Raw genomic sequence first — 13,566 nt, forward strand, 5'->3', positions numbered from 1 at the left:
CGAATTGGATTGTGACGCAACGCACGTCACGAAAAAGAAGCTCGCATTGTGCAAGCTTCTTTTGATGCGCGTCTTTGTGGATTCCAGCTACTCCCGCTTCGTAACTTTGATGTTCAACTGCTGCAACTGTTCGGCGCTCACGGGGGTCGGCGCGTCCATCATCAAGTCCGTTGCAGCCGCTGTTTTCGGGAAGGTGATCACTTCGCGCAGGCTGGTCGCCCCCGCCAGAATCATCACGATGCGGTCCAGACCCAAGGCAATGCCGCCGTGCGGAGGCGTCCCGTACTGCAACGCTTCCAGGAAGAACCCGAAGCGCTGCTGCTGCTCTTCAGGTCCCATCCCGAGCGACTTAAAGATGATGCTCTGGATGTCCTGCCGGTGAATACGGATCGACCCCGAGCCCAGTTCAGTGCCGTTCAGCACCACGTCGTAAGCCAGCGCGCGCACGCCGCCGGGATCGCTTTCCAGCTTGCCCATGTCTTCTTCGTGGCACGAGGTAAACGGATGGTGCGCCGCGTTCCAGCGTTTGTCGTTCTCGTCCCATTCGAAGAACGGAAAATCCGTGACCCACAGGAACTTGAATTCGCCCTTCTTGAAGCAGCCGTGGCGGTCGGAATACTTCTGCGCAATCGCCAGCCGCACCTGTCCCGCCGCTCCATACACCGCGTAGGATTGGTTGCGCGTCACGATCTCGCTGGCCTTCTCCGCACGTTGCGCGCCCGCGACCACGACGAGCAGGTCGCTCTCTTCCGGTTTCACGATTTCCTTGATCTTCGCCGCAGCCTCGGGGAACGATTTCTCCAGCCGCTTGAAATCTTCAAACAGCTTGGCGCCCGACTTCGCGTTGAGCATCGGTTTCAGGTCGTCGCGCTCTTTGCGCGAAAGCTCGCCGATCTTCGGCACGCGCACGCACACCACCGGCAGATCGAGATCGATGCCTAGCGTTTGCAGGTTCTCAGCCGCGAAGGCCGATTTCACGTCGTTCATCGCCGGCAGCCGAAGGTCTGGCTTGTCGATCCCATACTGCCGAATCGCGTCGTCGTACGACATGCGCGGGAACTTGCCTTCGAGCTTGTGTCCCGCCGCCGCCCAAGCCGCAGTCAGAAAGCCCTCCACCACGCCAAACACATCGTCCTGTGTCGGGAAGGTCATCTCCAAATCGATCTGCGTGAATTCCGGCTGGCGGTCGGCGCGCAGGTCTTCGTCGCGGAAGCAGCGCGCGATCTGGAAGTAGCGCTCGCAATTGGAGATCATCAAAATCTGCTTGAAGATCTGCGGCGACTGCGGCAGCGCATAGAACTCGCCCGGATGCACGCGGCTCGGAACGAGATAATCGCGCGCGCCCTCTGGAGTCGAGCGCGTCATGATCGGCGTTTCGACCTCGAGGAAATTCTGCGACGCAAGATAGTTGCGGATCGCAAAAGTCACGTCGTGCCGCATCTGCACGTTCGCCTGCATCTCCGGCCGCCGCAGGTCGAGGTAGCGATACTTCAGCCGCACCTCTTCGTTGACGTTCGAATTGTCGGCAATGGAGAAGGGCAGCACCTTCGAATCGTTGAACAGCCGCATCTCTTTCGCGACGACTTCGATCTCGCCGGTCGGCAGGTTCTTGTTGACGGTGTTCGCCTCGCGCTTCGCGACCGTGCCAATCACTGCGATGCAGTATTCGGAGCGCAGGTCCCCGGCCTTCGCCTGGAGCTCGGAATTCGAATTATCGAAGACGATCTGCGTAATGCCCGTGCGGTCGCGCAGGTCGATGAAGATCAGCCCGCCGAGATCGCGGCGACGATTCACCCATCCCATGAGCACCACGTTTTTGTTGGCATCCGCCGCGCGGAGTTCTCCGCACTTGTGCGTACGCTTGAGTTCACCGAGAAAATCCAGTTTCGCCACAGTTGCTATCTTCCTTTACTGACTATTGCTCGTCGGGTTCAATGTTTTCGCCGCCAGTCTTCCTGGCGCCGTGGTTGCGGATGTAGAACGCCAGTTCCGCGCGTGCCACGCTCTCTTGCTTGCCGGTCGCGAGTTCCTTCACCGAGAACTCGTTGTTCGCCACTTCGTTCTCGCCGCAGATGACGATGTACTTCGCGCCCGCACGTTCAGCAGCCTCAAAGCTCTTCTTCAACCGGAAGCTTTCATCGCCAAGCTCCACTCTTAGTCCTTGGCGGCGCAACTTGCGGCAAATGCCCAGCGCCTCCGCGTTCGTGCCCGCTCCGAGCGGTGCAACATAGGCGTCGATCGTCATCGGCTCCGCCGGTTTCGCCGCCTGCAGCGCCATGACCAACCGGTCTTCACCGATTGCGAAGCCGATGCCCGGAGCTTTAGGCCCGTCGAGCGCTTCGCTCAATCCGTCGTAGCGACCACCGCCTAGCACCGCACTCTGCGCGCCGAGTTCGCCGTGGGTGAATTCAAACGTTGTGCGCGTGTAGTAGTCGAGTCCACGCACCATCCGCGGATTGACCGTGTACGGCACGCCAACTTTGTCGAGCATCGCACGCACCGCCGCGAAGTGCGCCTTGCACGCATCGTCGAGATAGTCGCCGATCTTCGGCAGTGTCTCGATAATCGGCTGGTCTTCCGGAACCTTGCAGTCGAGCACGCGCAGCGGATTGGTCTCCGCGCGCCGTTGGCAGTCGCCGCACATCTTGTCTTTCACGCTCGCGAGCGCTTGCCGCAACGCCTCGTTGTACGCCGGACGGCAATTCGCATCGCCCACGGAATTCAGATACAGCGTCCATCCCGTCAGCCCCACTTCTTCCAGCAGCGTCGCCAGCATCTCGATCACTTCGGCATCGCGCGCCGGAGATTCGCTCCCTGACGGCGGCGGCCCGATCACTTCCGCCCCGATCTGGAAGAACTGCCGGTAGCGCCCTTTCTGCGGACGCTCGCGCCGGAACTGCGGCCCAATGTAATACAGCTTCTGCAGCCCGCCCGACTTCGCCATCTGGTGCTCGATGTACGCGCGCACCACGCCCGCCGTGTTCTCCGGACGCAGCGTCAATTGTTGCGACTTCTCACTCTGGGCGCGGGCCTTGTCCTCCCACGTGAACATCTCTTTCGAAACGATGTCCGTCTCTTCGCCCACGCCGCGCGCAAACAGCGCGGTGTCTTCGAAGATCGGCGTGCGAATCTCGTGGAAGTTATACCGCTGGAACACGTCGCGCACCGTCGCCTCGACGCGGTTCCATAGCTCCGTGTCGGGGGGAAGAAGGTCGCGAGTTCCTCGAACTGCCTTGATCATTGGATGTAGATGTCCTGTTGCGCGCAAACGTATCGCGCTTCCGGGCGAACTACTTCAGTTCGCTCAGGTAATTCTCTTTGTATCCGAGATAGTTCTTAGCGTACTGCAAAATCGTCTGCTGGTCTTCGTCGACCAGCTTGCGGCGCATCTTGCCGGGAAGTCCCATCCACAGCGAGCCCGGTTCGACCACGGCTCCCTCGGGAATCAAAGTCCCAGCGGCGATGATCGATCCCGCGCCAATGCGCGCACCATTAAGAATGATCGATCCCATGCCGATCAGGCAGCGATCTTCCACCACGCATCCGTGCAACGTGACTGAATGCCCCACGCTGACCCAGTCGCCCACGATCACCGGCCACTTGCCCAGCATCCCGTGCAGCACCGAGTTGTCCTGGATGTTGCTATTAGCTCCCACGCGAATCGAATGCACGTCGCCGCGTAGCACGGTGTTCATCCAGATACTGGCATGCTCGCCGAGTTCAACATCGCCAATCAATTGCGCGGAGACGTCCACGTAGCAAGTGCCGGGTACGACGGGGCTTTTCCCTTTGTAGGAACGAATCATATTTCCTGCTTTGTTCGGTTGTCCCGGGAGCTTTCTGGTACGGAGAAGCACGCGAGGGGAACTCTTAAAAATACCATCTCGCGCGGGTTTCGGGGAACGCTGAAGCCCCACAATCCCACCATCACAGCAGCATCCCACAATCACAGTACAAACGTGCGCTGCGTTACATCGCCATGCGACGCCGGTCACAGAACCGGCGCCGATGTGGGTCTACCACTAATCTATGCATCGCGCCAACTTTGGGTCTCCATGGAGGACTCTCCTCCTCGCCGTTCTTTTTGTTTCTGTCTCCGCTTTCTCCCAGGATGCCTCCTCCTCGGCGATTCGCGGCATCGTCACCGATGCATCGAGTGCCCGCATCCTCGGCGCGCAAATCGCCGCTGTCAGCGTCGGCACCGGCGTCAGTCGCAATATCGTGACCGACAAGCTGGGCTCTTTCACGCTCGACATGCTTCCTCCCGGCGAATACTTCGTTCGCGTCATTGCCCCCGCATGGCGATGCAAGAACAACGGATCCAAATCGAGATAGGCTCTGCCGTCACCCTCGATTTCAAACTTCTGCCGGCCTCCGTGAGCACGACGGTCGAAGTCGCCTCCCGCGCCAGCATCGTCGACACCGCCTCCAGTGATGTCACCAAGGTCATCGATGAGAAGACAATCGACGACACACCACTCAACGGCCGCCGCTTCACCGATCTCGCGCTGCTCACGCCGGGCGTTACCCAAGACCCGCGCAGCCAGACGTCGGCCTCCAACGGCGACCTCTCCTTTGGTGGCATTCGCGGCTACCAAACGAGCTTTCTTGTAGACGGCGCAGATCTCAACAACGGCTTCTTCTCCCAGCAGCAGGGACGTTATCGCGCACCCTACACCTTCAGCAACGAATCGGTGAAGGAGTTCCGTGTCTCCTCCAACGCGTATGGCGCGGAAACCGGTCGCGCCGGCGGAGCCGTCATTAACGTCGCGACCAAGTCCGGCACCAACCAGATCCACGGCAGCGGCTTCTACTATCTTCGCGACAGCGATTTAGGCGCGGCTTATCCCTTTACCGGCATCAAGCCGAGCGGGAACCAGCACCAGTACGGCTTCAACGCCGGCGGTCCACTGAAGAGGAACAAGATCTTCTTCTTCGCTGGATGGGACGCGCATCGTTTCGACGATCCGAACATCGTCCGTTTCCTCAATGGGCAGCCGGTGATCACGCCGACGCCGTTCGATTACGATCCGCTCGATCAGGCTCTCGTCGAGCAACAAGCCGCATATCTCTCCGCGATGGGCGGCACCTACAGCGCGGCCCTCAATGGCGGCACCTACTTCGTCAAACTCGACGACGCCATCAACAGCAAGAACCTGCTCAGCCTGCGCTACAATGCCTCGCGTTTCAGCGGCCAGAACAATGTCTTCTTCGACCCCGGCAACCCAGTTACGTATTCGCTCGAAAGCAACAACGGCGTAGAGCAGGTCCGCACCGACGCCATAGTCGCCACGCTTACCTCAACCCTAAGCTCACGCTGGACCAGTCACGCCCGCCTACAGTTTTCGCGTGACGATGAACAGTCTTTCGCCAACTCCCAAGATGCTCGCACCAAGATATACGGATTGGTGGATGGTTTCGGCCGTTCCACCATGCTTCCGCGCCACACTCGCGAACATCGTCTACACGCGGCGGAAACGCTCAGCTTCCTCACCCCGCGTAACTCCTGGAAGTTTGGTGCCGACGCGCTCTGGTCCTGGGACTACAACTTCTTTCCGTCGATGTTCGGAGGTGAATACGAATTCGACAACATTCGCGTAAACCCGTGGACTTTCGCGCCCGAGCGTTACGGCGAACACATCACGCCGCTGCGCGCTTATGCGCACGGTACGCCGCGCTACTACATGCAGAGCTTCGGCACCGCTGCGTCGCATCCCGATAGCCGCGAGTTCGCCGCCTTCGCGCAGGATTCAATTCGCGTCACCAGCCATCTCGGCGTCACGCTCGGCGTGCGGTACGACCTCCAGGGATATCCATCCGGCGGACTTACCCCTAACCCGATTTGGCCAACCTCTGGGCAACTCCCCAGCCCGAAGAACAATTTCGCCCCGCGCATCGCTCTCGCCTATTCGCTGGGGAACGCGCATCCGACCGTGATCCGAGCCGGCTACGGCTGGTTCTACACCCGCATCCCGCAGATCTACGAATCCTCAGTCATGACCGGCAATGGCCTCGACCAAGGCTTCCTCTTTCTCGACAACCTGAACCAGCTTGATCAGCGGCTGTTCCCGGCGTATCCAACTCCGCTGGTGAGTTGTGGCGTAACCGCGGCCACCTGCGTCCCGCCCGACAACATCGCCAGTCGTCTCACCTCCGACATCTACGCCTTCGATTCGCACTTCCAAACGCCCATGGTCCAACAGGCGAGCCTGACGATTGAAAAAGAAGTCGCCTCGCGGCTGACGATCGCTACCAGCTACCTCTATGTCCACGGTGAGCACCTGCTCCGGGCGATAGACGTCAATCTCCCGCCGCCAATCACGGTGCAGTACCCCGTCGTTCTCGAAGACGGCACGCCCACCGGCGAAATGCTCACGCAGCAATCCTTCGGTACCTGGCAAATGTCGCGTTCTCTCACGTGCGCCTATCCGCCATGCATCAATGACGTGGTGCGGCCCATACCGCAGGCCGACAGCATCAACGTCTTCCAAAGTGCCGCCAGCAGCCTCTACAACGGCCTCACCGTGTCCGCGCGGAAGCGTATGGCCCGCGGCTACTCCTTCCAGATTGCGTATACCTACGCCAAGGCGCTCGATGACGGGCAGGACGCCCTTGTCGCCGGAACTCCCTCGACGGTGCAAAATCCGTACGCTCTGAAAACCGATCGCGGCCTCAGTACCACCGATCAGCGCCAGCGATTCGTGATTCAAGCTGTAGCCGAGCCGCGCGTCCGCGTCGATCAACTCTTTGTGCGAAGACTTCTGAACGGTTGGAAGTTCTCCGGCTTCACCACCATCGGCTCCGGTCGTCCCGTCACCGCGGATGTAAATGGCGACGCCAATGCCGACGGCAACATCGTCAATGACCGCCTGCCCGGCCTCGGCCGCAATAGCCTCGTCGGGCCGGACTACGCTTCGGTTGAACTGCGCATCTCGCGACAGATTCGCTTCAGCGCGCGTTATCGTCTCGAACTTCTTGCCGAAGGCTTCAACGTCATGAACCGTGACAACAAGCGCATCACCAGCACCGACCAGGGACTTGTCTCCACCGCTGCCGATTTCCAATACAGCAGCTATCTCATTGGCTCCGCCTACTATCCCGGCGGCTACACCATGAATCCGACGTTTATGCAGCCGCAAAGTTCGTATATTCCGCGGCAAATCCAATTTTCCGCGCGTTTACGCTTCTAGTCGCCTTGACGCCAGCCGCGAAACTTGGGATTCTAGATGTGTCCCACTGGACGGGTTTGGAGGTGTCAACATGGCAGAAGTGAAACTTCAAGAGGGCGAGTCTCTCGAGAATGCTCTGCGCCGCTTCAAACGAAAGGTCCAGCAAGAGGACATCATCAAGGAAGTGAAGCGTCATAGCTTCTACCTGAAGCCGGGTGAAAAAAAGCGCGTGAAAGAAGCGCTGGCCCGCAAGCGTAGCCGTAAAAAGGCCCGCAAGGAGCAGGACTAACTGCACTGTTTTTGAATCACAGGAAAAGGCCGTGGCGATCATCGCTACGGCCTTTTGCATTTGGGACGAAGCGTTCGTCCGCATGCCTGTCAATTCATGAAATTTGTGTTTCCCATATCACAAATTCTTACGGGAACGGGCAAAACAAGGGTATACTCCGCAAACCCAAATACCCTTTGGCGCGTTTTCGGCGCTTTGGAGATTTGGGGGTTGTGTTCCGGATAGAGGGTTGAGGGAGCTTCACTCCATGGAATTCCAGGACAAGGTTCTCAAGTGTATCGACTGCGGCGCTGACTTCGTCTTCACAGCAGGGGAACAGCTTTTCTTCCACGACAAGCAGTTCAAGAACGAGCCCAAGCGTTGTAAACCGTGTAAGGGGAAGCGCGCCAACATGCTTGGCAGCACGCCCCCAGGTGCCACGTATCCCAAGGTGGAAACCCGTACAACCTGCTCGGGCTGCGGCAAGGACACTACCGTGCCGTTCAAGCCGACGCAGGGACGGCCGGTCTTTTGTCGTGAGTGTTTCCAGCAGAAGCGTACAACTGCTGCAACGGCATAAGTATCGGGGATTTCGCCGACGATCGCGAGCCACCAATGCGCCCGGCAAACCAGCCGTAGCGCGGACCCACCTCGAACGCTCGAAGCGCTCCCCGTCCGCCTAGATTGCTTTCTTTTCGGCCCGCGCGGCCTTTTCCGCCCGCATGATCGGCGGCTGCTTGGCCGTCTTCTTGTTCGCCTGATGGGTAGCCAGAAGGTGTTCGAGTTGGCGCAGAAGTTCGTCGGTATTGACGGGCTTCACCAGCAGCGAGTGCGCGCCCTTGGTCTGCCAATCCGATCCCAGTGACGGATATGCCGTCAGGATCGCCACGGCCGGATCGTAGGGCTGTTGTTTCGCAGCGCGGATCACATCGTAGCCGGCGGTCTCCGTCTCCATTCGCATGTCCGTAATGACCATGTCATAGGTCGCGGCGGTCAGCTTCTTCGCGCCTTCTTTGGCGGACGAGGCGGTCTCCACCTCGAAGTGATGCATTTCAAGGATCGCCTTGAGGGTCAGCAATATCGCCAATTCGTCGTCAACGAGGAGAATGCGACGCTTCATCGTGTAGCTCCAGGGGGAAACAGTTCCAAACGTTCGCTTGCGTTACGATGCGGCTACTCCGTCCAGAGTTGCTCGCAATCGAGAGTTGCTGCCGCAAGACACAAAATGCGGCTTCCCGCCGTAAACGGGAGCCGCCCATTGCTCCGTATAATAGCACCGTGGCTTCGTTCTTCGTCGAAAACTTTGGCTGTCGTGCGACCCAGGCCGATGGCGCCGCCATCGAGCGCCAATTGCTCGAAAAGGGCCTTGCCCGTGGGTCTTCGGCCATCGACGCCGAAGTGGTTGTGCTCAACACTTGCACCGTCACGGCGTCGGCCGACCAGGACGCGCGTGCCGCGATTCGCCGCATAAAACGCGGGAATCCAGAAGCTCGCATTATTGTCACCGGTTGTTACGCGCAACGCGCGCCGGAAGAAATCTCGAGGATCGAAGGCGTCAGCCTCGTCGTCGGGAATTCGCATAAACACGCGCTTCCCACGCTGGCCGCAAATCTTGCGCCGAAGGGCTTCGTTTCCGTGGCGTCGATTGGCGTAGGTACTGCGGCCACAGAAGCCGCTCCGGTAGTGATCGGCGACATCTTCGCGCACACCGAACTGATGGCTGCGCCAGTGTTCGACAGCGAATCCGCCGCCGAGCGTACCCGCCCCAATCTCAAGATCCAGGATGGCTGCAACAACCGCTGCTCGTTCTGCGTGATTCCGTACGTCCGCGGCAAGAGCCGTTCGCTGACGATGGATTCCGTCCTTCACGAAGTCGACTCGCTCGTCGAAGCCGGCTACAAAGAGATCGTGCTGAGCGGCATCAACCTTGGCCGCTGGGGCAACGACCTTCGACCGCGCGTCCGGTTTGAAGAGCTCGTGCGCAACATCGTGGAAAACACCGCGATCCCGAAGGTCCGTATCAGTTCGGTCGAACCCATGGACTGGAGCAACGAGTTGATTGCGCTCGTCGCCGAGTCGCCAAAGATTTGCAAGCACGCGCACGCACCGCTGCAATCGGGAAGCGATCGCATCCTTCGCAAAATGCACCGCCGCTATCGTCCGTGGCATTACGCGGACCGCCTCGAGCGAATTCGCACGGCAATGCCGCAAGCCGCCATCGGCGCCGACGTGATGGTCGGCTTCCCCGGCGAGACCGACGAGCACTTCGAGGAAACTCGCAGTTTCATCGAATCTCTGCCGTTCACCTATCTGCACGTATTCACGTACTCATCGCGGCCGGGAACGCCGTCGGCGGCGATGGCGGAACAAGTGCCGGTGTACGTTGCGCGTGAGAGGAACAAAGTGCTACGCGATCTCATCGCGGAGAAGAAGCATGGGTTCATGGAGTCGCTGGTTGGAAAAGAAATCGAAGCAGTGACGCTGACGAACCAGCGCGATGGAATGACCGAAGCGCTGACCGACAATTATCAGAAGGCGATGATCGCGGGTGAACACACGTCGAATCAACTGGTGCGGGTGCGACTCGACAGGGTTGACGGTGAGAGTTTGCTGGGCGTTATCACAAGCGTCCCGTCTGCACACCACGAAGGGTGACCCCACCCCCCTCCCCCCTGAATTTTGTTTTCAACAGTTTAGGCTGTGGAAAACTCGTAAAAATTTGAGCCGCAAGGGGTTAGGGGTAAAAATTTGAAAACAAAGGAGTTGTGTTCGGGGAAAACCCTGAACAGAAGGTTAGCTCCACTCCGAATCCGTATCGGTATGCGGATTCTCCGGTCGTCATGACAGGTTTCGTCGCCATAAGAGTATTTCAAAGATCAAGACACTGTTGGGAATGCCCCACGTGCGCACAATATCGCGAAAGGACAAAGTCGGTCTGTGATGTGTGCACGTGTCGCAGGTGATGCAGCGCACAAGGATTGTGGTCAAGAATCGACGTCGTTCCCACTTAGGGCAGCGCCTTCCATCCAAGTTGTTCTGTTTTCCGCCGCGCTGGTAGACTCATCGGTCGTTTGCGTGAGATTACGGGCGCGGACAGGGGCTAAAGCCCCTGGGTCCAGTGCGAGTTCTTTCGGCACGGCTGAAGCCGTGCCCATTCACAAGTCTTTGCGTCTCACAGGTGCCATCATGCAAATCAAATCCGTAGGTGTAATCGGTTGCGGGCTCATGGGCTCAGGAATTGCGCAGGCTGCGGCGACGGCCGGATTTCCCGTTATAGTTCTCGAAGCCGAGCAGCGTTTTCTCGACAGAGGTTTCACAGGCGTCGAGCGCTCGCTCGCCAAATTCGCGGAGAAGGGAACGATCACGGAATCGCCCGATGCGATTCGCGCGCGGCTGAAGGGAACGACCAACGTCGAAGACCTCGCCGATTGCGACATCATCATCGAGGCGATCCTCGAAAACGTTCCCGAGAAACACAAGATGTACGCCGCACTCGAGAAGGTCGCCAAGCCTGACGCCATCTTCGCCAGCAATACTTCATCGATCTCCATCACCGAATTAATGGCGGCGACGAAGCGTCCAGAGCGCTTTATCGGACTGCATTTCTTTAATCCCGTGCCGCTCATGAAACTCGTCGAGGTGATTCGCACGATTGCAACCTCGGACGAAGTATTTGAAGCAGCCGTCGACTTCGGCACGAAGCTCGGCAAAGTGCCGGTGCGCACGAAAGACTCGAGCGGCTTCATCGTGAACCGCCTGCTGGTGCCGTATTTGCTCGACGCAATCCGCGCCTACGAAGAAGGCGTTGGCTCGATTGTCGATATTGATCAGGCCATGAAGCTGGGCTGCGGCTATCCGATGGGCCCGTTCACGCTGCTTGATTTCGTCGGGCTCGATACGTGCTACTACATCACCCACGTGATGTTCGATGAGTTCCGCGAGAAGCGCTTTGCCGCGCCACCACTCTTGAAACGGATGGTGCTGGCAGGCTGGTATGGGCGCAAAACTGGCAAGGGTTTCTACGATTACACGGATCCGAACAATCCCATCGCAAATCAAAATCTTTAAACACGAAGGCAACGAAGGTCGCACGAAGGATTATTGGAGAAGAGGACTCATGACATTCGAAAACATTCTCTACGAAGTAAGAAATCAGATCGCTTACGTCACCATCAATCGCCCGAAGGTCCTCAACGCGCTCAGCATCGCCACCATCGGCGAGATCGGGCAGGCGATGCAGGCCGCGAAGGACGATGCCAACGCGCATGTCGTCATCCTCACTGGGTCAGGTGAGAAGGCTTTCGTCGCGGGTGCCGACATCAACGAACTGAAGACCGCTACAAGCGAAGTCGGCAAGCAATATGCGCTGCGCGGACAGGCCGTGCTGAGCTTGCTCGAAAATCTCGGCAAGCCTGTCATCGCGGCTGTTAACGGTTTCGCCCTCGGCGGAGGCTGCGAACTGGCGCTCGGCTGCACGATGCGCTTCGCTTCGGATAACGCGAAACTCGGACAGCCCGAAGTGAAGCTGGGCATCATGGCCGGTTTCGGTGGCTCGCAACGCTTGCCGCGACTCGTAGGGCGCGGGATGGGCATGCAGCTTCTCCTCACCGGCGAGACCATCACCGCGCAGGAGGCTCTGCGCATCGGACTGGTGAATGCGGTCGTTCCGCAAGCCGAGCTGATGGCCTATGTCGAGGGCGTGGCAGCGAAGATCATCGCCAACGCTCCGCTGGCGATCCAGTACACGATGGAGGCGGTGAATCACGGCGCCGATATGACGCTCGCGGAGGGGCTCTATCTCGAAGCGACACTTTTCTCGATCACATGCGCGACGGAAGACAAGAACGAAGGCACGTCGGCGTTTCTCGAGAAGCGGGGAGCGACGTTTAAGGGAAGATAAAAATCTTTAGCCACGAAGGACACGAAGGCATAACAAAGGAATTTTTGGGAATGGCGCGCGTGGGCGATTGGTGGGTGTTTCGTTCACGCGCTTTGTTCTGTAGGATGAATGTTTGGGCTTGGCTTGCTGACGCAATCAGTAGCAGGGGCTAAAGCCCAGTGATTCTGCGCATCTTTTCGGCACGACTAAAGTCGTGCCCTGATACAAATCGGCACAGAAGTCGTGCCCTGATACAAATCGGCACAGGAAGTCGTGCCTTGATACAAAACGGCACTGAAGTCGTGCCTTGATACAAAACTGATGATCAAGAACCTTCGTATGCTCCGCCTGGCGAAGAACAAGGCGGAGTTCCAGCAACTGAAGGAATTTTTCTCGCAGCTTGGGCTGCGCGATGGCGAGCATTGGGAAGCTCGCAGCAACAGCGGACACGTGTTTCTCGTCGAAGACGGCGGCATTGAACTCGGCGTCGGCGAAGGCTTTCCCGAGGCCGACCTGGTTTTCGAAGTCAACGACGCTGATGGTGTTTACGAGTTGCTGAAGAAAAAGGGCTGGAAGAAACTCGGTAAGCCGGAAGACCAGCCGTTCGGGGCGCGTTTGTTCACTGCGGAAGTTGGCGGGCAGAACGTCGCGTTCTACAACTACCTTCCGGAAAACCAGCATCACGTCGCCAAAGAGCGCGAAGCGACGCTCAATGCGCGAGGCAAGAGATTCGCATTGGTGGTGAGCCGGTTTAATAGCTTCATAACCGAGCGTTTGCTGGATGGCGCGCTTCTGGCGCTGCGTCACGCGGGTGTCGAGAAGCAGGACATGCAAGTTGTCCGTGTACCGGGCGCGTTTGAGATCCCCGGTGCGGCGCGGGCGCTGGCGGAATCCGGCAAATTCGACGGCATCATCACGCTGGGCTGCCTGTTGCGCGGCGGCACGCTGCATTACGAAGTGATCGCGAACGAAGTGACTCGCGGAGTTGGACAATCTGCACAGGAAACTGGGGTGCCGCACGGTTTTGGCGTGCTTACCTGCGATACGCTGGAGCAGGCGATTGATCGCGCCGGGCTCAAAGCCGGAAACAAGGGCTACGAGGCTGCGATGGCCGCGATCGAAATGGTAAACCTGAAGTTGTCAGCAGAGCGTAAGCTGTCCAAGCCGGAGCCCAAGGCGAAAGCCAAAGATTTGATGAAAACGCGCGCGTTGACGCCGGTTAGAGCCGTGAAGCGCCAGGGAGAGAAGTA

11 protein-coding genes and 1 pseudogene are annotated in these 13,566 nt (G+C 58.7%); 8 read left to right on the forward strand and 4 right to left on the reverse strand.

Translation table 11 applies throughout. From position 1 onward, the window contains the following. Positions 1–87: 87 nt before the first annotated feature. Genes aspS through ACID345_RS06200 form a run of 3 tightly spaced genes read right to left on the reverse strand, consistent with a single transcriptional unit; the run spans position 88 to position 3,806 of the window. Entirely contained in the window at positions 88–1,893 is a 1,806-nt protein-coding gene (gene aspS, locus ACID345_RS06190; protein WP_011522009.1) for an aspartate--tRNA ligase, read from the reverse strand. 22 nt (positions 1,894–1,915) lie between these two features. Beyond that, positions 1,916–3,241, reverse strand: a complete 1,326-nt coding sequence (gene hisS / locus ACID345_RS06195; RefSeq protein WP_011522010.1) for a histidine--tRNA ligase — start codon at positions 3,239–3,241, stop codon at positions 1,916–1,918. A 49-nt stretch (positions 3,242–3,290) separates the two neighbouring features. Beyond that, positions 3,291–3,806 (reverse strand): gamma carbonic anhydrase family protein, encoded by a 516-nt coding sequence (locus tag ACID345_RS06200; RefSeq protein ID WP_011522011.1) that lies wholly within the window; start codon positions 3,804–3,806, stop codon positions 3,291–3,293. Positions 3,807–4,029: 223 nt separating this feature from the next. Here ACID345_RS06200 and ACID345_RS06205 point away from each other — a divergent pair, with 223 nt between their 5' ends. The 4 genes from ACID345_RS06205 to ACID345_RS06220 all read left to right on the forward strand — a co-directional run bounded on the left by ACID345_RS06205 (position 4,030) and on the right by ACID345_RS06220 (position 8,017). After that, positions 4,030–4,335: a carboxypeptidase-like regulatory domain-containing protein gene (locus ACID345_RS06205; RefSeq protein ID WP_041855494.1), complete on the forward strand. Its 306-nt coding sequence runs from the start codon at positions 4,030–4,032 to the stop codon at positions 4,333–4,335. Further along, a complete protein-coding gene (locus tag ACID345_RS06210; RefSeq protein WP_187148956.1) occupies positions 4,305–7,190 on the forward strand; it encodes a TonB-dependent receptor plug domain-containing protein in 2,886 nt (961 codons plus the stop codon). The genes ACID345_RS06205 and ACID345_RS06210 overlap by 31 nt, the downstream gene beginning before the upstream one ends. Positions 7,191–7,260: 70 nt before the next feature. After that, positions 7,261–7,458: a 30S ribosomal protein S21 gene (gene rpsU / locus ACID345_RS06215; RefSeq protein WP_011522012.1), complete on the forward strand. Its 198-nt coding sequence runs from the start codon at positions 7,261–7,263 to the stop codon at positions 7,456–7,458. A gap of 247 nt (positions 7,459–7,705) precedes the next feature. Continuing rightward, positions 7,706–8,017, forward strand: a complete 312-nt coding sequence (locus tag ACID345_RS06220; protein WP_041855496.1) for a zinc-ribbon domain containing protein — start codon at positions 7,706–7,708, stop codon at positions 8,015–8,017. 99 nt (positions 8,018–8,116) lie between these two features. Here ACID345_RS06220 and ACID345_RS06225 read toward each other — a convergent pair whose 3' ends face one another. Continuing rightward, positions 8,117–8,557 carry a response regulator gene (locus ACID345_RS06225; protein ID WP_011522014.1) on the reverse strand — a complete coding sequence of 147 codons (441 nt, stop codon included), beginning with the start codon at positions 8,555–8,557 and terminating at the stop codon, positions 8,117–8,119. A gap of 158 nt (positions 8,558–8,715) precedes the next feature. Here ACID345_RS06225 and mtaB point away from each other — a divergent pair, with 158 nt between their 5' ends. The 4 genes and pseudogenes from mtaB to ribH form a co-directional block, all read left to right on the forward strand. After that, positions 8,716–10,092, forward strand: a complete 1,377-nt coding sequence (gene mtaB / locus ACID345_RS06230) for a tRNA (N(6)-L-threonylcarbamoyladenosine(37)-C(2))-methylthiotransferase MtaB (RefSeq protein ID WP_148210039.1) — start codon at positions 8,716–8,718, stop codon at positions 10,090–10,092. A gap of 531 nt (positions 10,093–10,623) precedes the next feature. After that, positions 10,624–11,505 (forward strand): 3-hydroxyacyl-CoA dehydrogenase family protein, encoded by an 882-nt coding sequence (locus tag ACID345_RS06235; protein WP_011522016.1) that lies wholly within the window; start codon positions 10,624–10,626, stop codon positions 11,503–11,505. Positions 11,506–11,554: 49 nt separating this feature from the next. Then, positions 11,555–12,337, forward strand: coding sequence for an enoyl-CoA hydratase/isomerase family protein (locus ACID345_RS06240; RefSeq protein WP_011522017.1), 783 nt, complete (start codon positions 11,555–11,557; stop codon positions 12,335–12,337). Positions 12,338–13,051: 714 nt separating this feature from the next. Beyond that, a pseudogene (ribH, locus tag ACID345_RS27470) lies at positions 13,052–13,471 on the forward strand (6,7-dimethyl-8-ribityllumazine synthase); the annotation flags it as partial. Positions 13,472–13,566 lie beyond the last annotated feature (95 nt).

The sequence above is a fragment of the Candidatus Koribacter versatilis Ellin345 genome (genome assembly GCF_000014005.1).
Taxonomy (GTDB): domain Bacteria; phylum Acidobacteriota; class Terriglobia; order Terriglobales; family Acidobacteriaceae; genus Korobacter; species Korobacter versatilis_A.

Excerpts from the sequence above, each read along its gene's own strand:
- hisS (WP_011522010.1), bottom strand. The coding sequence starts at position 3,241 with ATGATCAAGGCAGTTCGAGGAACTCGCGACCTTCTTCCCCCCGACACG.
- ACID345_RS06200 (WP_011522011.1), bottom strand. The coding sequence starts at position 3,806 with ATGATTCGTTCCTACAAAGGGAAAAGCCCCGTCGTACCCGGCACTTGC.
- ACID345_RS06205 (WP_041855494.1), top strand. The coding sequence starts at position 4,030 with ATGCATCGCGCCAACTTTGGGTCTCCATGGAGGACTCTCCTCCTCGCC.
- ACID345_RS06210 (WP_187148956.1), top strand. The coding sequence starts at position 4,305 with ATGCAAGAACAACGGATCCAAATCGAGATAGGCTCTGCCGTCACCCTC.
- rpsU (WP_011522012.1), top strand. The coding sequence starts at position 7,261 with ATGGCAGAAGTGAAACTTCAAGAGGGCGAGTCTCTCGAGAATGCTCTG.
- ACID345_RS06220 (WP_041855496.1), top strand. The coding sequence starts at position 7,706 with ATGGAATTCCAGGACAAGGTTCTCAAGTGTATCGACTGCGGCGCTGAC.
- ACID345_RS06225 (WP_011522014.1), bottom strand. The coding sequence starts at position 8,557 with ATGAAGCGTCGCATTCTCCTCGTTGACGACGAATTGGCGATATTGCTG.
- ACID345_RS06235 (WP_011522016.1), top strand. The coding sequence starts at position 10,624 with ATGCAAATCAAATCCGTAGGTGTAATCGGTTGCGGGCTCATGGGCTCA.
- ACID345_RS06240 (WP_011522017.1), top strand. The coding sequence starts at position 11,555 with ATGACATTCGAAAACATTCTCTACGAAGTAAGAAATCAGATCGCTTAC.